Source organism: Dickeya parazeae Ech586 (genome assembly GCF_000025065.1).
GTDB lineage: Bacteria > Pseudomonadota > Gammaproteobacteria > Enterobacterales > Enterobacteriaceae > Dickeya > Dickeya zeae.
In genome coordinates this window covers 4,764,589-4,785,533 of the sequence record NC_013592.1, presented here as the reverse complement: position 1 = coordinate 4,785,533, position 20,945 = coordinate 4,764,589, and the positions used below count along the sequence as shown (strand labels likewise).

21 protein-coding genes are annotated in these 20,945 nt (G+C 54.0%); 1 reads left to right on the top strand and 20 read right to left on the bottom strand.

Annotation, left to right across the window (positions count from 1 at the left end):
- Positions 1-34: 34 nt before the first annotated feature.
- From pstA to pstS, 3 genes are all read right to left on the bottom strand, one after another.
- Positions 35-922 carry a phosphate ABC transporter permease PstA gene (gene pstA, locus DD586_RS20880; RefSeq protein WP_012886778.1) on the bottom strand — a complete coding sequence of 296 codons (888 nt, stop codon included), beginning with the start codon at positions 920-922 and terminating at the stop codon, positions 35-37.
- A complete protein-coding gene (pstC, locus tag DD586_RS20875; RefSeq protein ID WP_012886777.1) occupies positions 922-1,881 on the bottom strand; it encodes a phosphate ABC transporter permease PstC in 960 nt (319 codons plus the stop codon). The genes pstA and pstC overlap by 1 nt, the downstream gene beginning before the upstream one ends.
- Before the next feature lie 133 nt (positions 1,882-2,014).
- The gene (pstS, locus tag DD586_RS20870) at positions 2,015-3,055 is read right to left on the bottom strand and encodes a phosphate ABC transporter substrate-binding protein PstS (protein WP_012886776.1); all 1,041 of its coding nucleotides are present in this window, start codon (positions 3,053-3,055) and stop codon (positions 2,015-2,017) included.
- A gap of 614 nt (positions 3,056-3,669) precedes the next feature.
- Between pstS and DD586_RS20865 the strand changes: the two genes are divergently transcribed.
- Positions 3,670-5,985, top strand: coding sequence for a sensor domain-containing diguanylate cyclase (locus tag DD586_RS20865; RefSeq protein ID WP_012886775.1), 2,316 nt, complete (start codon positions 3,670-3,672; stop codon positions 5,983-5,985).
- An 81-nt stretch (positions 5,986-6,066) separates the two neighbouring features.
- Here the strand turns inward: DD586_RS20865 and DD586_RS20860 are convergent, their stop codons facing one another.
- The 17 genes from DD586_RS20860 to DD586_RS20780 all read right to left on the bottom strand — a co-directional run bounded on the left by DD586_RS20860 (position 6,067) and on the right by DD586_RS20780 (position 20,939).
- On the bottom strand, positions 6,067-7,296 hold the full coding sequence (locus DD586_RS20860; protein ID WP_012886774.1) for a beta-ketoacyl-ACP synthase: 1,230 nt from the start codon (positions 7,294-7,296) through the stop codon (positions 6,067-6,069).
- A complete protein-coding gene (locus DD586_RS20855) occupies positions 7,296-8,027 on the bottom strand; it encodes a 3-ketoacyl-ACP reductase FabG2 (protein ID WP_012886773.1) in 732 nt (243 codons plus the stop codon). Before DD586_RS20855 ends, DD586_RS20860 begins: the two co-directional genes overlap by 1 nt.
- On the bottom strand, positions 8,027-8,527 hold the full coding sequence (locus tag DD586_RS20850; RefSeq protein WP_012886772.1) for an ApeP family dehydratase: 501 nt from the start codon (positions 8,525-8,527) through the stop codon (positions 8,027-8,029). The genes DD586_RS20855 and DD586_RS20850 overlap by 1 nt, the downstream gene beginning before the upstream one ends.
- A gap of 7 nt (positions 8,528-8,534) precedes the next feature.
- Positions 8,535-9,692 (bottom strand): beta-ketoacyl-[acyl-carrier-protein] synthase family protein, encoded by a 1,158-nt coding sequence (locus DD586_RS20845; RefSeq protein ID WP_012886771.1) that lies wholly within the window; start codon positions 9,690-9,692, stop codon positions 8,535-8,537.
- A 1-nt stretch (position 9,693) separates the two neighbouring features.
- Positions 9,694-10,269 (bottom strand): DUF3261 domain-containing protein, encoded by a 576-nt coding sequence (locus tag DD586_RS20840; protein WP_012886770.1) that lies wholly within the window; start codon positions 10,267-10,269, stop codon positions 9,694-9,696.
- Entirely contained in the window at positions 10,266-12,590 is a 2,325-nt protein-coding gene (locus DD586_RS20835; protein WP_012886769.1) for an MMPL family transporter, read from the bottom strand. Before DD586_RS20835 ends, DD586_RS20840 begins: the two co-directional genes overlap by 4 nt.
- Positions 12,562-13,146 carry a LolA family protein gene (locus DD586_RS20830; RefSeq protein ID WP_373565222.1) on the bottom strand — a complete coding sequence of 195 codons (585 nt, stop codon included), beginning with the start codon at positions 13,144-13,146 and terminating at the stop codon, positions 12,562-12,564. Before DD586_RS20830 ends, DD586_RS20835 begins: the two co-directional genes overlap by 29 nt.
- Before the next feature lie 59 nt (positions 13,147-13,205).
- Positions 13,206-13,634: an acyl-CoA thioesterase gene (locus tag DD586_RS20825; RefSeq protein ID WP_012886767.1), complete on the bottom strand. Its 429-nt coding sequence runs from the start codon at positions 13,632-13,634 to the stop codon at positions 13,206-13,208.
- Positions 13,631-15,340 carry a glycosyltransferase family 2 protein gene (locus DD586_RS20820; RefSeq protein ID WP_012886766.1) on the bottom strand — a complete coding sequence of 570 codons (1,710 nt, stop codon included), beginning with the start codon at positions 15,338-15,340 and terminating at the stop codon, positions 13,631-13,633. The genes DD586_RS20825 and DD586_RS20820 overlap by 4 nt, the downstream gene beginning before the upstream one ends.
- The gene (locus tag DD586_RS20815) at positions 15,331-15,696 is read right to left on the bottom strand and encodes a 3-hydroxyacyl-ACP dehydratase FabZ family protein (RefSeq protein WP_012886765.1); all 366 of its coding nucleotides are present in this window, start codon (positions 15,694-15,696) and stop codon (positions 15,331-15,333) included. The genes DD586_RS20820 and DD586_RS20815 overlap by 10 nt, the downstream gene beginning before the upstream one ends.
- Complete coding sequence (locus DD586_RS20810; protein WP_041164697.1) at positions 15,683-17,080, bottom strand: AMP-binding protein; 1,398 nt, start codon at positions 17,078-17,080, stop codon at positions 15,683-15,685. Before DD586_RS20810 ends, DD586_RS20815 begins: the two co-directional genes overlap by 14 nt.
- A 47-nt stretch (positions 17,081-17,127) precedes the next feature.
- Positions 17,128-17,718 carry a COG4648 family protein gene (locus DD586_RS20805; protein ID WP_012886763.1) on the bottom strand — a complete coding sequence of 197 codons (591 nt, stop codon included), beginning with the start codon at positions 17,716-17,718 and terminating at the stop codon, positions 17,128-17,130.
- On the bottom strand, positions 17,705-17,959 hold the full coding sequence (locus DD586_RS20800) for an acyl carrier protein (RefSeq protein ID WP_012886762.1): 255 nt from the start codon (positions 17,957-17,959) through the stop codon (positions 17,705-17,707). The genes DD586_RS20805 and DD586_RS20800 overlap by 14 nt, the downstream gene beginning before the upstream one ends.
- Positions 17,960-17,981: 22 nt before the next feature.
- Positions 17,982-18,248, bottom strand: coding sequence for a phosphopantetheine-binding protein (locus tag DD586_RS20795; protein WP_012886761.1), 267 nt, complete (start codon positions 18,246-18,248; stop codon positions 17,982-17,984).
- 33 nt (positions 18,249-18,281) lie between these two features.
- Complete coding sequence (locus tag DD586_RS20790; protein ID WP_012886760.1) at positions 18,282-19,067, bottom strand: lysophospholipid acyltransferase family protein; 786 nt, start codon at positions 19,065-19,067, stop codon at positions 18,282-18,284.
- The gene (locus tag DD586_RS20785; protein ID WP_012886759.1) at positions 19,060-19,797 is read right to left on the bottom strand and encodes a beta-ketoacyl synthase chain length factor; all 738 of its coding nucleotides are present in this window, start codon (positions 19,795-19,797) and stop codon (positions 19,060-19,062) included. The genes DD586_RS20790 and DD586_RS20785 overlap by 8 nt, the downstream gene beginning before the upstream one ends.
- A 74-nt stretch (positions 19,798-19,871) precedes the next feature.
- Complete coding sequence (locus DD586_RS20780) at positions 19,872-20,939, bottom strand: methyltransferase (RefSeq protein WP_012886758.1); 1,068 nt, start codon at positions 20,937-20,939, stop codon at positions 19,872-19,874.
- Between the last annotated feature and the right edge of the window lie 6 nt (positions 20,940-20,945).

Here is a 20,945-nt window from a genome sequence, read left to right as displayed (position 1 = left end):
ATGTTGCGTTATTAATCTGTTTTTTAGCGCGCTGTTAATGTGATTTTTTGGCGAACAGCACACGCGCCAGAATGTTCAGCACCAGCACACACAGGGTAATCAGCAATACCCCGGCCCACGCCAGCCCTTGCCACTCTTTAAACGGACTCATCGCAAATTTAAAGATGGTGACCGGCAGGTTGGCGATCGGCTGCATCAGATCGGTGCTCCAGAACTGGTTCGACAGCGAGGTAAACAGCAATGGTGCGGTTTCCCCGGCGATACGCGCTACCGCCAGCAACACCCCGGTGATGATGCCAGATACCGACGCTTTCAGGGTAATGGCCGAAATCATCTTCCATTTCGGCGTCCCCAGTGCGTAAGCCGCTTCACGCAGACTATCCGGCACCAGTTTCAGCATGTTTTCAGTGGTACGGATCACGATAGGCACCTGCAACAGCGCCAACGCAATCACCCCCGCCCAGCCGGAGAAGTGTTCCATTTTGGCCACCACCAGCGTGTAGACGAACAACCCCACCACAATCGACGGTGCCGACAGCAGGATGTCGTTAATAAAGCGAATTACTTCCGCGATCAGCGACTTGCGACCGTACTCCGCCAGGTAGACGCCCGCCATAATCCCCAACGGCGTGCCAAACAATGTTGACCACAGAATCAACAGCCCACTGCCGACAATCGCGTTAGCCAGACCACCACCTGCCGTATTCGGCGGCGGCGTCATTTCGGTAAACAGCGACAGCGACATACCGTCAATGCCTTTAGTCACGGTGGACATCAGGATCCACACCAGCCAGAACAAGCCAAACGCCATGGTCAGCATCGACAGAAACAGCGCGACGCGGTTTTTCTGGCGGCGCCAGGCCTGCATCTTGCGGCGGGTTTCCATCGTGTCAGAACGATTTTCAATACCAATGCTTGCCATCAGCGTGCTCCTTCGTTTTTAGCCAGACGCATGATCATCAGCTTCGAACAGGCCAGCACGATAAACGTAATCACAAACAGGATCAGGCCCAGCTCCATCAACGCGGCGGTATGCAGCCCGGTATCCGCTTCGGCAAATTCGTTAGCCAGCGCAGAGGTGATACTGTTGCCCGGCATATAAAGCGAGAAACTATCAAACTGGTACGTGTTGCCGATGATGAAGGTCACCGCCATGGTTTCACCCAACGCGCGGCCCAGCCCCAGCATCACGCCGCCAATCACGCCGTTTTTGGTGAACGGCAGCACGATGTGCCAGATAACTTCCCAGGTGGTACAACCGATGCCATACGCCGACTCTTTCATCATCACCGGCGTTTGTTCGAACACATCGCGCATCACCGCCGCAATGTAGGGGATTATCATGATAGCCAGAATCACCCCGGCGGCCAGAATACCGATACCGAACGCCGGCCCGGAAAACAGGGTGCCAACCAGCGGGATACTCGAGAACACGCTGCCCACCGGCTGTTGAAAATATTTAGCGAACAGCGGGGCGAACACGAACAACCCCCACATGCCGTAAACGATACTGGGGATCGCAGCCAACAGTTCGATCGCCACACCCAGCGGACGTTTCAACCAGCCCGGCGCAAGCTCAGTCAGGAACAACGCGATACCGAAACTAATGGGGATGGCGATAATCAGCGCGATCAGCGAGGTCACGACGGTGCCGTAAATCGGTACCAGCGCGCCAAATTGTCCGGCGGGCGCATCCCACTCTTTGGTCCACAGAAAGGAGAAACCAAACGTTTTGATGCTTGGCCATGAGGCAAAAATCAGGGAAACGATAATTCCGCCCAGCAGCAGCAACGTCAACAGGGCCGCCAGTCTGACCAGCGCCCCGAACAGTATGTCGCCCTGTTTTCCCGGAGGTGTAATAGTTGGCTTTTGCTCAGCCATACGTCTCTCTTCTTTCAGATAACTACGTCTTTGCGATAATTGGGGGAGCCCCCAACCAATGTCAGAGGTGGATACCCCGTTTCCGGTTTATCCACCTCTCGGTACTCACACAACCTATCTTGCCGGGCGCAAATTAATACAGCGCTTTATCACTGCCGTCTTTCACCTGGCTTTTCCAAGCAGCGCGAATTTGCGCAACCACTTCATTCGGCAGGGTCGCATAGTCCAGTGCTTTCGCCTGTGCGCCACCTTTGTTGTAAGCCCAGTCAAAGAACTTCAACACTTCTTTGCCCTGCTCAGGTTTCTCCTGCTTCTTGTACATCAGGATGAACGTGGTGGTGGTAATCGGCCACGCATTGTCGCCTTTCTGGTTGGTCAGGTCCTGAGCAAAAGATTTGCTCCAGTCAGCGCCTTTAGCCGCGTTGCTGAAAGACACTTCCGTCGGGGTGACCGCTTTGCCATCAGCAGAAATCAGTTTGGTGTAGGTCAGGTTATTCTGTTTGGCGTAAGCGTACTCAACGTAGCCGATAGACCCCGGCAGACGCTGAACAAACGCAGCGATACCGTCGTTGCCTTTACCACCCAGACCGGTCGGCCAGTTAACGGTATTGCCCGCACCAACCTTCTCTTTCCACTCGCTGTTCACTTTCGCCAGGTAGCTGGTGAACACATAGGACGTACCAGAACCGTCGGCACGACGTACCACAGCGATATCCTGATCCGGCAGTTTCACGCCCGGGTTCAGTTTGGCGATAGCGTCGTCATTCCATTTTTTGATCTTGCCCAGGTAGATGTCGCCCAGCGTTTTACCGTCCAGCGTCAGTTCACCGGATTTCACGCCCGGCAGATTCACCGCCAGAACCACACCGCCGATAACGGTCGGGAACTGAATCAAACCTTCCTGAGTCAGTTTGGCATCTTCCAGCGGGGCGTCTGACGCACCGAAATCAACGGTTTTAGCCAGAATCTGTTTTACGCCACCGGAAGAACCGATACCCTGATAGTTAACTTTGTTACCGGTTTCTTTCTCGTAAGAGTCAGCCCACTTCGTGTAAACCGGGGCAGGGAAAGTGCCACCAGCACCGGTAATATTTGCTGCGGCAAACGCAGAAATCGCCGTCAGAGAAAAACTTGCTGCAACAATACTGGCAATAGTGGTACGCATGAGTTTCATAATCCCTCCTGTGGGATGCCTAAACGTGTAGACCCGGAGCTATTGTTTAATCAGAGTGTAGTTTGCTGGTGGAGAAAATAGGTCAATTCAGTGACAGTAAAATGTACGCAATATGACAGTTATGTGACAGACGAGTCGGATTCAGCGAATCATACGGGGGTAGATCTCAATAAAAGCAGGTCGGCGCAACATTAATACACATTGATAATTAAAGAAAAATTACACATCAGCGCGTTTATCACGATACCCGCCCTCGCTCTTTTTCCAACATTCCCCGAAAACAGAAGAAAATGAAGCGGTGTCATAAACAAGAACGGAACGCCGCGTGTGATACACATAATAGTTGTGTCATCCGTTCTCAGTTTACGTCGCCAGTGTCACCGATTTATGTCATCGCCTGATTTTTGTTTCTTCCCGGTACCGATCCCACTGGCGATAAAAAAACCTGTTCTATACTCAGATATGTAACTGAAAAAACACGCTCTCACGTCAGGATCCCGCTCCCCTACAGGATGTTTTCATTCTTTTATCACCGAACCTAATAGTCGCGTTTTTCTGTTCTGGCACCAGGAAACAATGCACTGATTTTATTTATATTTACAGGAACAGTGACAATGAAAAAATATAACGCCGACGAGCAGCGCGTCGCAAAAATCAATGAGTACCATTTGCTCGACTTACACTTACAGCAATCGTTTCAAAACCAGGTCATTTTATTTGCACGAATACTGAATTTTCCCGCGGCCTTTATTTCGATTATCGATCTGGATAAGCAGTGGCTGATTTTCAGCGAAGGTATCAATATTGAATGCACCGACCGGGATCTGGCGTTTTGCAACACGGTGATTTCCAGCGCCGCCACCTTGTTTGTGCCAGATACCCTGACCAATAGCCTGTTTTGCAAACACCCATTGGTTACCGGAGCCCCGCATATCCGCAGCTACTTTGGCGTTCCTCTGGTGCTCGATGAGGTTGTGGTCGGCTCGCTGGCCGCCATTGACTATCAGCCGCGCATCCTTGACGAGGCGACGCGCGAGACCGCGGCCTTCGTTGCCAGCACCACCGAATCTCTGTTTAAGCTGCAAAATGAACGGCTGCATCGGGAGCAGGAAATCCGGCTGCTGAATAACTCATCCGTGGTGCTCATCAACTGGCAGCAGGACAATATGCTGCACATTTCCTATATCTCGCCCAACGCGCAGCATGTGCTGGGTGTCAGCCAGGAAGAAATCCGCCATCACTGCGCAATGATGGAAAGCTATGTCCACCCTGATGATTACGAGAATCTGTTGTTTGCACTGGATAACCACAAAAAAGGGGTGGCGAATCTGGAATGTGAATACCGCTTTGTATCGCCCAGGGGAAAAACCCTGTGGATTCGCCAGCTTTCCACCGCCAGTTACCATCAAAGCGGCAGACTGAGTCATGTACAGGCATTGCTGATCGATAATTCCCACCAGAAATACCTGCAAAAATTGCTGGTGGATACCAATAACCAGATGCGACTGGTGCTGGAGTCATCCAGCCTGGGCACCTGGGACTGGGATTTAGGACGGCACACCATCCGCGTTAATAAACAATGGTGTGAAATGATGGGGATTACACAAGACCAGTTCGACTCCTCACTAGACCACTGGCAGCAATTAATGCATCCGCTGGACCGGGAAAAAATGGTCCTTGCGGCAGAAGCCTGCGCCACCGGCCAGGCTACGCTAATCAATGAACAATACCGGATGCGCCATAGTAAGGGCGATTGGGTATGGATTGAAACCTACGGCAAGGTGGTGGAATACAATGAAAAAGGCAAACCGATTCGGGTTGCCGGTACCCATCGCGATATCACGGAAAAGAAAAACAAAGAATTGCAAGAAGAGGCGGATAAACGCCTGCTGGAATTGATTAACCGCGCGCAAAAGATCTTTCTGGAAAAAACCGATATTCAGGAAGCCTGCATGTCCATCTTTGACGACCTACTCTCTATTTCAGCGTCAGAGTTTGGTTTCATCGGCCAGGTCAGAGAGCATGAGAATAAGAAAGTGCTGCACATCGTCGCGATTTCCAATGTCAGCTGGAACGGCGACAGCAAAAATTCTTATAACACGTTCCTGCAAAACAAACTGCAATTCACCAGCCTGGATAACCTGTTCGGGCATGTGGTAACCACCGGTAAACCGGTGATTACCAATACACCGCGCGCGCACTCTGCCTCACGCGGCGTGCCAAAAGGCCACCCCATCCTGCGTCAATTTATGGGTTTACCCATTTATTTTCGTAATGAAGTGGTCGGCATGATCGGATTGGGTAACCGCTTTGATGGCTACAATGAACAGCAATTACGCTTTCTCAGCCCGTTCGTGGATACACTGGGGTCACTGTTCTACGCGCTTGAGACCCAACGCGCCAGAGAAGAGCTGGAAGCCAAACTGCTGGAAATGGCGAATACAGACCCGCTGACCGGTATCCACAACCGACGCGCTTATATTCTGGAAGCGGAAAAGTGCTACCGTAACCACGAGAAAAACACCGCGCTGGCGATTATCGATATCGACTTCTTCAAAAAGGTCAACGATCAGTACGGTCACCACGTCGGTGACGTGGCTATTTGTCGCCTGGCGGAGATCATTACCAGTAAACTGCGTACCGATGACTTTGTTGCCCGGCTGGGCGGTGAAGAATTCGGCCTGATTATGCACCACGCCAACCCCGATAATGTGGATACCATTATCAACGGTATCCGTACCGAGGTAGAAAATACCCTGTTCACCGTCGACGGTTATTCTTTCCATTTTACCATCAGTATCGGCGCCACCTTTATTAAGCACCGCCATGTTCAAAACCTGAAAGATAACTTCGAAAGCGATATGAAGCGGGCCGATGACGCCCTGTACGAAGCGAAAAACGCAGGCCGCAATCGGGTGGTGTGGAAATAAAACGCATACCTTACCGAGGCATGATGTCAATAAGGCTCCCGATGGGAGCCTTATTCTTCGTGATTTTCTTGTAATAGCGGGTTATGACGGCCAGCGCCGGAAAATCAACGACGTATTGATACCGCCAAAGGCAAAGTTATTGGATTGGATGTATTCCACGTCAAGTTGCCGGGGCTCACCGATAATGTAATCCAGCACGCCGCAGTCCTCAGCGGGTTGGCGTAGATTCAAGGTCGGAGCGAACCATCCCGCGCGCATCATCTCAATCGACATCCAGGCTTCCAGCGAGCCACACGCACCCAGCGTGTGTCCGAAATAGCTCTTTAGCGAGGAAATCGGCGTCGTATCGCCAAAAATCGCCGCTGTTGCCTGGCTTTCCGCGACATCACCGCGATCGGTCGCGGTGCCATGGGCGTTGATATACCCGATATCGGCAGGTGTTAATCCCGCCACCCGCAACGCCCCTTCAATACAGACCTGCATCGTTTCTCGTTGCGGTTGAGTAATATGGGCCGCATCACAGTTAGTGTAAAAACCAACCAGTTCGGCGTAGATGGTGGCACCACGTGCCTGTGCATGTTCCAGTTCTTCCAGAATCAGCGTTCCAGCACCTTCACCGATGACCAAACCATCGCGAGCGGTGTCAAAAGGCGCAGGCGTCGTTTCCGGCGCATCATTACGCTGACTGGTGGCAAACAACGTATCGAAAACCGCCGCCTCTGATGGACACAGCTCCTCGGCCCCTCCTGCCACCATCACGGTCTGATAACCATGTCGGATTGCTTCCCAGGCATAACCTATCGCCTGACTGCCCGATGTACAGGCGCTGGAGGTGGGAATAACGCGGCCACGCAAACCAAAAAACAGCCCGGCATTAACGGCCGTTGTATGCGGCATCATCTGCACATAGGTGGTGCCGGTAATATTGTTGGTATGCTTTTCCGTCAACATGGTGGCGAATTCGCTGACCGGGCCGGTGCTACCGGTAGATGAACCGTAGGCAATGCCGGTTTCACCATTGGTGAGTACCGGATTACCCAGCAGGCCCGCCTGCTCCAGCGCCAGTTCCGTCGCCCGAGTCGCCATCAGCGAAACCCGCCCCATTGAGCGGATTCGCTTGCGGGTATAGTGCTCCGGCAGTCGAAAGTCTTCCACCGGCGCACCCAGCAAGGTGTTAAGACCGTCATAAACCTGCCACTCCGGCATCTTGCGCACGGCATTGCGACCGGCAAGCAATCCACTGGCGACCTGCTCCCAGTTGTCGCCAAACGCGGTGACCCCGCCCATCCCTGTCACAACCACACGACGCATCACAGCATGCCTCCATTGATTGAAATCACCTGACGGGTCACATACCCAGCAATATCAGACATCAAATAGCTCGCCAGCCCGGCCACCTCTTCAACCTGCCCCATTCGCTTCATCGGGATGATTTTCAGTGCTTCATCAATCACAAGGGGTTCCAGTTGCGTCATGCCGGTTTCAATTAACCCTGGCGCGATGCAGTTCACGGTGATCTTCCGTTTCGCCAGCTCTATCGCCAACGCTTTCGTCGCGCCGATGATCCCGGCTTTGGCGGCACTGTAATTCACCTGGCCACGGTTACCCATCATGCCGGAAACCGAAGACAGCGTAATAATTCGTCCCCCCTGACGCAGACCAATCATTGGCATAACGCAGGGGTGGATAACGTTGTAAAAACTGTCCAGATTGGTATGAATCACGCTGTCCCACGCCGGTCCATCCAACGCCGGAAACGCGCCATCGCGGGTAATGCCGGCATTACTGACCACGCCATAGTAGGCACCGTGTTGCTCAATATCGGATTCGATCGCCACACGACACTGTTCCCGATCGGCGATATCGAACTGCATGCAGCGGCCTTGCCCCCCCAACCGGGTCAGTTGTTCCACTGTCTCTTCGGCGCCGTTTCGGTCGCTGTGATAATGCACGACGACCAGAAAACCATCCTGCGCCAGTCGCAACGCAATAGCGCGGCCAATCCCCTTGCTGGCCCCCGTGACTAATACCGAACGCGTCATCAATCGTTTCCCTGCTCTAATAATCGTTGTAATTCAGTCTCATCCGGCTGATAGGTGTTTACCCTGCCTGATGCGAAGACGTCACCTGCAATGAGAATGTCGCCATCAAAACTGCCGATCTTATCATCTCGCATTAGCAGCGTGACGTTGACTTCCAGCAGAGCGCCCGCTGGAAAAGCATCCTGCTGGCTGCGGTAACCGCGCCCCCCCAGCAACATACCCGGCCGGGGTTTTTCATCCTGATGCTGGCGATGATGCCAGCCCGCCCACACCCCCACCGTCTGGGCGATAATTTCAATGCCAAACCAGGCAGGCAAATTCCCTTCGGCATTCAGAAACGGCCCCAGTGCGCCGTCGCGGCTAACCCGAACCCGGCAACAGGCACTGTTCTGATCAACCCGTACCACTTCATCCACCATGACCATAGGGGCGTGATGAGGTAAATAGTGGTGGGGCGAATAATAGTCGGCGCTATGATAGCCACTCTGATGGTCACTCATTCGAGAGTCACTCCTCGGTTTTCCCCAGAATCAGGCAGGCGTTATTGCCCCCGAACGCAAAAGAGTTAGACAGGATCACCGGCCGCATCAATGGTGCCGGTGCCGTGAGCAAACCACAGGCTGGCAGTGTGTCATCCGGCTCACAGTCTGAAAAATCCTGTGGTGGCAACGGCAAATCACGCGTCAGTAATAGCCAGCATAACGCGGCTTCACCAATCCCTGCGGCACCCAACATATGCCCGGTCAGATGCTTGGTTGAACTGCACGGCACCGTTTCGCCGAAAATCTGGTGGATAACTGCAGACTCGATTTGATCATTAAGCCGCGTCGCCGTTCCATGCAGGTTGATGTACCCCAGTTCGTGCGGCGCCAATCCCGCCTGCTCCAATGCCATGATAATGGCACGTTTCGCCCCGGCACCTTCCGGGTGTGGCGCAGACATGTGATGGGCATCGGACGATTCACCGATCCCCAACACTGCAACCGCCGCCGGTTCCCGACCGATGACCATCAACGCCGCCCCTTCACCAATCGAGATGCCGTCACGCTGGCGGCTAAAAGGGGTGCAACGACGGGCCGACAGCGACTCCAGACTGTCAAAACCATTAACCGGCATGCGGCTAAGCGTATCCGCGCCGCCCACTATCGCCACATCCGCCAGACCAGCCTCAATCAGCCGTTTTCCACTGATAATCGCCCGCACACTCGATGAGCAGGCGGTAGAAAGGGTATACGCCGGACCGGTGGTTCCCAGATAAGCCGCCAGAAAACGTGAAGGGTCGCCCAGTTCCTGCTGCGCATAGTGGTAGGTGGGCAACCCATCGCTGACAAAACGATCGGCCTCATCCAGCCCAGAGGTACTGGTACCCATGATAATCGCCACGCGATCGGCGCCAAATCGCGCAATAGCCTCATCGACCTGTGGGCGAATCTGCTCCAGCGCGGCCAGCAGTAGCTGATTGTTGCGGCTGTTATGTACGGCAAGAGACGGCGGTACCGTCGGGAGCGTCGCCAGCACATTCCCCGTCCAGCAAGTTTTGCCCTGCAACAACCAGCGATCGTCAGGCCGCATTCCCGGTGCACGTCCCGCCATCAGATTGCCGACGATATCATCGGCATCATCACCCAGTGCATTGAGCAAACCCACAGAATGGATATAAATCATACTAACCATCCAAATATTGAATAACGATGTGGTAGCCGAAGGCGAGGTGTTTCACACTGACGGGCTCCCGCTGGTTATTACGCTGCTGATAACGAATCTCGACGACCAAATCGCCGTGGTTATCACGCAGCTGGCGCGTATCGCCGTCATCTTTTAACGTCCAGCCAGTCGGCAACTGTTGCTGCCAGGCCGACAATGGCCAGTGACTGAGCATGATATCTGCCAGCACCTGACTGGCGGGCGGTAATTCGGGTAGCACCAGCGACTGTTCGGTATGCACGCCAGTGGCGTCATAGGTGATACGGAACAAACGAATCCCCAGTGACGACAGGCCCGCCAGTGACAACTGACGTTGATCAGCATGCAACAGCACCAGTAAAGACTGTTGTTTTCCTTTATAACTGCCCGTCAACAGTTGCTGTTGTTCCACCGTCGGCGAAATGCCCGGTGCGGGAAGCGTGACTTTAACGCCGGGTTTAAGCCATGCCTGAGGTCGGGGATCGGACGGCTTACCGGCACAGGCGCTCAGTAACACCATCACCACCGCCATCAGGATCAGCCTGGCAGATACTCTCATTTTCGTTTCCCTTTTGAATCCGGCAACGCCAGCGGCGCCAGTAAAAAAGCAATAAAAATACCGGCACACAACACAATGCCAAAACTACTGATGGCCTGAGTACTGCTGAACACCAGCATACCCAGCGTCAATAAGGTGGTGCACATCGCCAGCGTGACTGCCAGCAACGATGTCATCGGTGTAGCGCGCGGATTACCAAAGAACAGCGTGTAATTGATGCCGATACCCAATACCAGCACCAACGCCAGCAGCGAAAACAGATTGAAGGGGTGCCCGCTGAGCGATAGCACCGCCACACTCCCCAACAACGACAACACCGACGGCACCACACTCAGCAAACCACGACGAATTCCCAGCCGCAGCACATAGCTCAACGCGATCACACCAACGGCAACCGCCAGCAATGCACCAAGGATCATACGATACAGGCCAAATAACTGATCAAAAGTGCCTTTACGATCGATCCACACCACCCCCGGCATCTCCTGCGACAAGGCTTCCAGTCTGCTACTGTCTTTTACGCCGTTCACCGGCACCAATACGCCGCTAACGCCATTTGGCAACGTCAGCCACAACAACCGCCAGCCTTCGCTGAGCGGACTGTTAAGCCAGTCTTGCGGCGTTACCGTCATCGGGCGGATATCCGGTTCACCCAGACTGACGCCAGCCTCATGCAGGCGAGCCATCACCACCGGTGCCGCAGCGGCGATCAACTGCGTATCCTGTTGCTGGCGCTGCAGTGCATTGAGCGGCAGCAGACGATAAGACGCGAAATCATGGTGTTGCTGCGCTGCATCCAGAGCAGGTGCCAGTTGTGCCAGCCGCTGTAGCGTCTGTTCCGGCGAGTCGCCATACACCATAAACCAGGTCTGGTCGGCCTGTTGCCCGGTCAGCGCGCTGATTTGGCGCTCTTGTTGTACCAGCGACGGCGGCAGCGATTGCAGCTGTGTGATGTCGTCATTCACATCAATACGCCACACCCCAATGACACCGACGACCAGCACCAAGGCCGGAATCCCCCGACGCACCCATGCATTACGACGCCAGGCCGCCAGCCATCGCCCCATCAGCACCATTGCCGGTATCGGACGCACCGGCAAGCCACGCACCAAAAAGGGATACCAGACCATCACCGTCAGGCATGATGCGGTCAATCCTGCGGCAGCAAACACCGATAACTGCCGCAAGCCGGGAAACGGCGCCAGTACAATAATCAGATAGGCCACGACCGTGGTACCCAATGCCAGCAGCAATGCTGGCAAGACCTTTCTCAGACTATCGAGCGGCGATACCGCACCACCATGCACCATACGCTCGGTCAGGTAGTACAATGTGTAATCGGCAGAAATACCCACGATGCTAAGGCTCATTACCAGCGTCATCACATGGATTTCGCCAAACAGCAGCAACGTGCAGACGGTGCCGGCCAGCGCGCCTATCGATACCGACAACGCACATAACACTAACGGCCTGACTGAGCGGAACGCGAAAAATACCAGCAGCAACACCCCTGCGACAGTGGCACTACCCAGTGTGGAGACATCGTGTCGGGCCTGCTGGCTGGCGTAATCGCTGAATAACAATGTACTGCGGGTCAACACCTGTGACTGTGGAAACGCCGCGCGCAGCTCGCCCTGCAACCGGTCCAGTTTTTCCACCAGTTGGTGCCCGGCCGTCATATCAAACGCACTGCCGCCCGCCAGTTCGCCATGCAGGAAATACCAGGTACGCCCGTCCTTATCTTTGACCGTCAGCCACCCCTGTGCCAACACCATCTGGCTGGCCTGCTGTTGCAACGCCAGTTGCGATCCTCTCACCAGCAACAAGGGGTCGTGCGTCAGCTCCAGGCTGCTGACACCGGCAAAAGCGGAATACAGCTGCGATAGCACCCAGTCAGCCTGAGCATCACCGCCCCGCTGCAAACGCTGGCGGGTAGCGTTATCGATCAACCCGTTGCGATGCTCAAACGCAAAACGTCCCCACGCCTGTTGCTGCTGCGCGTCGACCGGTCCATTGACCTGTTTGAATTCAGGCAACGAACGTAATTGCTGTAACCAACGTTCGGCCACCGCCGGATTCGCCTGATCACCCGCCGTCACCAGCCACACCATTTGCTGATCAAGACGTTGCATAAACCCTTGCTGAAGCGCAGGCGGTGCCTTACCCATCGACTGCCCCGGCAGCAGAGCCAGTACGCTGCTGTTAATTCTTGCCTGCGGCCATAGCAACGTCAGCGCCAGCAACAACGCGATGATAATGACGCCCCAGGCTATCGCCGCACGGCGATGCCACTCAGAAAACGAATCGTTTTTGCTCGTCATCACTTAACGCCTGAGGGGTAATACGCTGATTGCTCAGCACAATGCGGGTCATATCCCCTTGACGATCGTTGATCACTATCTCATCGAGAAAGGCTTGTCCGTTCAGGGTAATAGCATTAAACAGCTTATCGAGCGGGGACACTTTCGGGGTCAAAACCAGACGCCAGCGCTGTTGACCAAGATCGCTAAAATCGATCTTGAAGTTTTGCTCCAGCACCTGACGGTCAGCCTGAAACAGCGCCCGTAACAGGTGGTTGAACTGAAACATCTGTGGCTGACTTTCTGCGGTGATAATTTGAGGCGGCTGGCCATTCATCACCTGCACCATGCGTTGGTCATCTAACACCAGCGTCATCGCAAAAGGCGTGGCCTGATGCCACCACAGCCCTTTCTGGCGAGCAATCAGCATCGCGCCGCTCGATTTAAGCGGCTGCGCCATGCCGCTGATTTGCCGTAGCTGGGTAAAGTCGGCACGCACTACCGGCTGGCTACTGAAGCGTTGCTGCAACTCATCGAGTGTCACGGCCCGCGCCGTCAGGCTCAGGAGCATCATCATTGCCAGCAATACGACGGGTTTTATTATTTTTACGCTGAAAGTCTTCACGACGTTCGTTTTCATATCGTCACTCCCAGACGATCCAACAAAATTTTCGGCGAAACAAAACTCAGGGTTTTGCTGCCCTCTTCCACCGCCACCTGAATGGTGTAGCCAGTGGTAGTACGCTGCCCGCTTTCCACATCGAAAATCTGGTAGGCGATACGTAGGCGATTCTCCACTTCTTCAATCGTCGCCCGTACGCGAATTCGCTGCTCGTAGGTCAGCACCGAACGGTATTTCACCCGTGTATCCACCACCGGCCAGACGAAACCGGACGCTTTCATTTCCCGATAGCCGTAATTGAATTTACCCAGTAACGCTTCCCGCGCCACTTCGAAAAAGCGAAAGTAATTACCGTGCCAGACCACGCCCATCGGGTCACAGTCATGAAAAGAGACGACCAGCTCGACCTCATGGCTAAGATTGAGATCCGTTAACGCACTCATGTGTTTTCCCCATCAGTCGGCGTGTCATCCGACAACTGCCAGAAATCAAAAAAATTAAACCAGTCCAGCGGCGCTTTTAGCGCGTGGTGTTCCAGCCGTTCGGCGTAGCGATCCACCACCTGCTGCAAAGCGCTCTGACGCTGGGCTCGCGGCAACAAAATAGGGTCGGCGAACGGTTCGCAATAAACACGTAATTGGTCATGCTCACGGATGGCGAACATCAGCAGTACCGGGCAACGCAACGCTGCCGCCAGTACGAACGGCCCTTGTGGAAACGGCGCAGGCCGCCCCAAAAAGGAACTCCAGATCACCCGACGTCCGCCACCGCGCTGCCGATTTACCGCCGTGCGGTCACCGACTATCGCCACCCACTCACCGGCATCCAGCTTCTGTTGCAACAACATCGCGGTATCCGGACCGATATCGCTGACCGGAATCAGGTTAACACCGGCTTCAGGCGTGACCGCTTCCTGAATCTGCCGAAAACGCTGGGCATTGTCGGTAAACACCAACGCATTGATAACCAGACCGCTGACCTGACGGGCCAGGCCACGGCACACCTCGATATCACCGAGATGAGAAGCCAGAATCAACTGTCCGCGCGCACGTCCCTGATTGATAGTCTCCCGCGCGCCGGGAGCGAAATCGATATCCCGCCCCCACTGCAAATCGCCGCGCCAGCTGGCGATTTTATCGATCATGGCATGACCAAAACGCAGAAAATGGTGATAGCTGGTTAACGGACGCGGCAAACTGACCTGTTGCTGCCGGGCATACAAACGCACCGCCCGTAGCCAATCCTGCGAGGCTTTGCGCTGCGGGCCGCCAGTCAACCAGTAAAATGCGATCACTGGCCACAGCAGCAGGGTAAATGCCCGGCGGCCAAACCCTCGGTAAACCTGCAACATAAAACGCATTCCGAGCATGCCTTTGCGTTCATTGATAGCGGCCCAGTGCGGTTCACGACGACGTTTGAGTAATGAGGGAATGCGGGGCAACATGCCGAAAAACAAACGGGTATGCATCCAGGAAATACGCAGGTTGTCGCGCAATGCATCGAAATGGGAAATCCCGTTTTCGGGGTAAACCACCCGTGTCGGGACAAAGCGACTGAAGGTGCCGTTCCAGTACAGACGCACCATAACTTCGGTATCGAAATCCATACGACGACCGATCGCCTGCTTTGTAGATAACGCCAGTGTCGGCGCGATAGGGTAAACCCGGAACCCGCACATACTGTCTTTTAGCGACAACGAGAGCGTTTCGATCCAGACCCAGACATGGGTGACATAGCGGCCGTACAGCCGTGAACGTGGTACCGACGCATCGTACAGCGGCCGCCCGGAGATCAGGCAATCTGGCCAGGCACGCGCTTGGGCCAGCATACGCGGCGTATCTTCGATGTGATGCTGACCATCCGCGTCAACCTGCAATGCATGGCTGTAACCGGCGTGCGCTGCCATTGCCAATCCGTGCATGACGGCCGCGCCTTTACCGCTGTTCTGTGCTAAGCGAAACAGCCTGACATGGGCGAATTCATCCGTCAGGCGGGACAGTACCTGCTGTGTTGCGTCATCACTGCCATCATCGACAATCAGTACCGGTAACCCGAACGGTGCCAGCCGCGTCAGAACGCTGCGCATCGTCGCGCCATGGTTATAGCAGGGGATCACCACGCAGGGTGAAAAGGCCTGGGTCATCGACATAATCGAATTTTCCCGCTGCTGGCGGCCTGGCCGGTTTCAGTCGCCGCCTGCCCTGTCGCTATAATGTGGTAGCTGAAGGTCAGTTGCTGTTTTTCTTCCAGCCAGTTCAGCGTCAGACGCAGGGTTTTCCCCGGCAGAACCGGATGTTGGAACTTGATGTTTTCCACCGAGAGAAACCGCCAGCCAGGTGCCAGTATCTCCCGGCCGTAATGCAGCGCCCAGTCAAGCTGCGCTACCCCCGGCAACAAGGGTTGCTGTGGGAAATGACCATCGAACCAGAACAGGTTCGCGTCAATATACAGCAGCAATTCCGCCTGTGATGCAGAGCAGACGCGTGAAAGCTCAACCGGCAGCATGGAACAGCTCCTGAATCTGTGGCCAGGCGCGTTTGCTCTGACTGTTAACTGGGATAGCGTCGACAATACGCCAGAAACGCGGCATCGCTACCGGCTCCAGCCATTTGTGCAACTCATGACGCCACTGGCGTTTTAACGCTGGCAATACACTTGAGGTCGCCGGCGATTTCAGCACCAACACCACCCCAATACCGCTTCGGTCTTGCCGGGTCACCTGCAAGGCCACCGCATCGTCAATTTCTGGTAGCGATAACAGTCGGCGTTCAATCTCACTGAGCGAAATACGTTTGTCTTCAATCTTCACGATACGATCGTGGCGTCCGCACAGTTGGAAACAGCCTTGCTCGTCAAACGCGAGCTTATCATCCAACACCACGCCTTCCGGTTGTGGGATCAATGCAGAATGAATCCGCCAGCTACCGTCGCTGTCCTTCTTAAACGACACGTCAGAAAACGGCTGCCAGACGCTCTGTTCGTCTTGCCGGGAACGCCAGCCCACGACCCCCGTTTCCGTACTGCCGTAAATTTCATCCACCGCGTTTCCCAGCCACTGCTGTGCGGATTGCGCACACGGCCACGGCAGAACGCCACCGGCCGACACAATCAATTCGCAGTGAGGCACCTGAAGGGAATGGTCAATGCGGCGCAAAAACGCCGGACTGCTGATAAAAGCGTAACGCCGCTCAGATGAGTGTGCCGACAGTTGCTCGCTATACAGTACCTGACGGCTATCAAAACTCAGCCCCAGCGACATCGGTAACCAGATACGGAATGTCAGCCCGTACATATGCTGATGGGTCACCGACGCCATGATATGGCAGTCACGCAAACGCTCACCCCATAACCGGGCCAGCCAGCGCGCTTCTTCATCCATACAGCGTATTGGTTTATGTATCTGACGGGGTTTACCGGTGGAGCCGGAAGTAAACAATATCAGGCAGGCGTCGTCAGAAATGGGCGGCAGCATAATGTCATGGTGGCAGTCATTACGGTGACAGGCATCATTATGCAATACATCATCGGTTGAAAGATAAAAGCAATGGCAGGACAGCGACATACGACAGTCTGTCAATAACCCGTCAAACTCATCACACTGTTCACGCAATACGGACTCCCGGCAATGGCCGTAAATGACCGGCGTTTTCCCCGCATGCAGCGCGGCCAGTAGCGCCACCGTGAACAGGTAGCTATCTTCAAAACATAACGCCCAGCGTGATTCATCGCATGACATCAGTTGCCGACACAGCGATACCACCTGCTGACGCATCATTGTCAGCGTAAAGTTCCGCTTACCGTTTGTCGCAACAATGCGCGCGATAGACGTGATAGACATGTCGTCGCTGATTAACCAGTCACTCAGTGACCGGGTTGTCACATTATTCATTCCGTCACACTATTTTCTTTCATCGTCCTGTTTGTCGACCATCGCGTTCAAACAGACTTCCTCAACCGCTGACGTACCAGCCATTCGCCACCCATTAATAACCCCATTAATAAGTAGCTGATAATGCCGTTCCAGGCGGTCCACCACACCATGTTTCCCGACAGACAGGTCAGTAACGCTATCGTGCCGTTGCAAACAAAAAACAGGCACCAGACTTGTGTCACACGCCGGGTATAAGCAATGGCTCGGGCAGGCAGCTCCGGCTCCCGTAAACGGGCAATACGCTCAATAAACGGCATGCGGCTAAATAACGAGCTGAAAAACAGCGTCAGCATGACAACGTTCACCGCCACCGGATACCACATCAACCATTGCCGGTCGCGCAACCACAGGCTGGCAAGACACAACGCAGCGCCTGCCGCTGCCAGTAACAGCCCGGTTTGGCGGTATAACCCCTGGCTGCTCTTTAACATCAACAAGCGAGCCAGAAAAACCAGCGCCAGCAGCGGTAATAACCAACGATGATCGGGATGCGTAATACTGAACCACACCAAAAATGGCCAGCCCAGCGTCATCACACTGACCAATACGCCGGTTACGCGATATAACAGGCGTCCTCTGGTCTCACTTGTCTTCATGACCCATCAATTGTTCGATAGCATTGACAACATCCTGCACGGTACGAACCGATTTAAAGGTTTCTGGTGAAATCTTACGGCCAATCCGTTTTTGCAGGTGTACCACCATATCCACGGCATCAATGCTGTCTAATTCCAGGTCTTCATACAGCCGTGATTCCAGCGTGATGTCGTCTTCGTCGAGCTCAAACAGCTTTACCAGCAGTGTTTTGATTTCGTTATAAATTTCATTTTTATCCATGATAAACCCACCATTTTTTCAATCAGGCGCCAGCCTGACGCTGAGACATAATGAATGACGCCAGCGTCGCGACGGAAAAGAAGTGCTGTCGCATTTCTTCGCTTTCGGCAGAAAGCACTACGCCATAGCGGTTTTTCACTGCCAGACCGAGCTCAAGTGCGTCGATCGAATCCAGACCCAGCCCTTCACCAAACAAAGGCGCTTCGGTTTCAATTTCATCGACACTGACTTCTTCAAGGTTCAGGGCATCGATAATCATCTGTTTGATTTCAAGGAAAAGATCTTCCATAACTCATACCTGTTTTCTGATTTATTTTGCTTATTAAAGCGTTAGAGACTGCTGCAAAAAACGATTCAGACGGCGTGCCGCCAGCGGCAGCTCGTCTTCCCCGGTAATAAAAATCTGACTACTGATGCGCTCGCGCACCCGAATGGTGAAACAGGGTTTTTCCGGCGGGATGTGATACCAGCGGCTCTGTTTTCCCAATGTCTGTTGGCTACAGAGAATGTGCACAATCCGTAAATCGCAGCCGCAACGAACAGCGATATTGGCAGCACCACGTTGCAATACGACGGGTTGCTGATAACGGGTACGGGTTCCCTCGGGGAAAATCATGATCACATCTCCCCGGTTAATCCGCTGCTGACAATGGGGCAATAATGTCTCGGACTGGCTGTTAACCAGATAATCCGCCGCCCGGATAACACCGCGGAAAAAAATGTTCTGGCGTAATTCCGCTTTCACCAGGCAATCAACATCCGGCATCACAGAAGCCAGCAGGACGTAATCGATCAACGTCGGGTGGTTGGCCACCACCAGACAGCCGCGATCACGGCGCAGTGTTTCAATATCGTCAATGTGATAATCCAGCACACCGAGCGCACGCGCACTACGCAGGAAGCAGCGGAAACTAAAAGCAATACTGTGACGCGCCCATGTCCGGCGTTTGGCTTCATCACGCTGAATCAGCAGCAGCACATTGAACCAGACCGTCGACAGCAGCAAACCGCCCAGGCTAAATAACCCAAAGCAACACCCGGTCATCACCAGCCGCCAGCACCAGTTCAGGCGCGATGAGCGATTCATGGACAACGAAGACTCAGACATGATGCGCTACCGTCCATTGCCAATGGTGGCGTTCGCCATCAACTGAAAATTCAGGCATGTCCGACAACAAACCGTGCAGGAATTGCAAACTTTGTGGTAATTCAGACTCCGAAGCGACGTCAGATCTCGGCTGGGCGTCACACGTCAGATCAGCGCCGGGTGCCAGCAACACCGCAACGGCATAGGGATAGCGCGGCATCCGACTGGAAACCTGAGCGTGGTAAAATTCGGGGATAACACCATCAAAATCCACCAGCAACACACGGGAATACCCTGCCGACTGCAAGGCCGCCACTTCCACCAGCCCTTGCTGGAAAGAGTCCATCCCCGCAGAAACCGATGTTGATACCAGCGGCATCTGGGCCGCAATGGTCAGGCTACCCACGGCCGCATTATGAACCGACATGGCAAAATCCGTAGGGGACAGGCTTTCCTGCCGGGATAACGCCAGCAAAATACGCAGGTTACGTTCCAGTTCACCGTGACGACTGGTAAAGACGATCGCCTCAATGTCACTCTGACGCCGCAACAATGCCAGCCCGTTGTTGACCGCCATCCGACTGCCGCTGTTAAGCCGGCGCGCCGTCATCATCGGTAACTGATCGCATTTCGCCAGCGGCTGAGTGGCGTCAATCAGCGCAGGCCGCGTTGCCCATTGTCGCCATGCCGACAGCTCGCCAAACCCTGGTGCGCTGGCTTGCCAGTCGAGGAGTGTAAAAGCCAATCTCATACCCGTGTATTCCGAATCATTGTGTTAAAACACGCGGACTATTCCCTGCACCCTGCGAATGACCACAAAACGCTTTATTTTTTCTTACAAACCAGCAAGGTATGACCAATACCCAATCCATCAACCTGCTGTTCGATATCAAGCCCCGCTTCCTGTAATAACGGCAAAAAACGGCTCGCCGCATAAAACCGACTATAGCCATTAGCCAGACAGGTAAAATACAGCGACGCCATATTCAGACTGAATGCTCCCGCTTCCCACGGCTGGCGATCCCAAAATATTTCCAGGATACAAATTCGAGCATCTGCCTTCATCGCCCGTACGATTCGCGTCAGAATCTGAACGATCTGCTCCTCACTGAAGCAATCCAGAAACTGGCTCATCCACCAGATATCCGCCTCTGTGGGTAACGGGTCATCAGAAAGCATATCAACGGCAAGGCCGGAAATTCTGTCCGCTTTTCCTGCCAGTTCAACAGAACGGGTGGATAAGGCAATTTGCTCAGGTAAATCCAGGATGGTAATGCGTACATCCTGATCGTAATCGTAGCAACACATCGCCCATTTCCCCGTATTTCCACCGACGTCATAAAGCTGTGCGGGCTTGTGCTGAAATACATGGGGTAATACCGCAGTAAATGCGGCATCGGAATAAAAATGGTCGAAGGCAAACCAGCTTTCTTTCACTTTTTGAGGTAATTGACTCAGCGCTGGATAAATTGTCGACCAGTGGCCAAAAACCTGTAAACCAACCGGTTTTTTCTGCCTGAGAGATTCATCAAGATGAAACATGGCCTGATAGCAGACGTCCTGCGTAAAATCCATGTTGATGCGTGTCATTCTGTCGTGGATAAGATAATGACCAGTTTTGGCAATAAAATAGCGAGAGTCTTTCTTAACCAGCATCCGCCCGCTCAGACCGGCATCTAGCAGAATTTCTACCGCGTAACGGTCTAAATCCGTCACGGCAACAATATCATCAAGCTCCGCACCTTTATTGCCGCACTCATCCAGAAATCCTAAAATACCGTGATCCCGAAGATTAACCGCAGCCTGAAACAAAATAGGGGCAAATGCGATGCGTTGCGCTTCTGTTATTGCCTCCAGCGCACTGGCATTATCCTGATCATATCCGTGAAACACGATGAA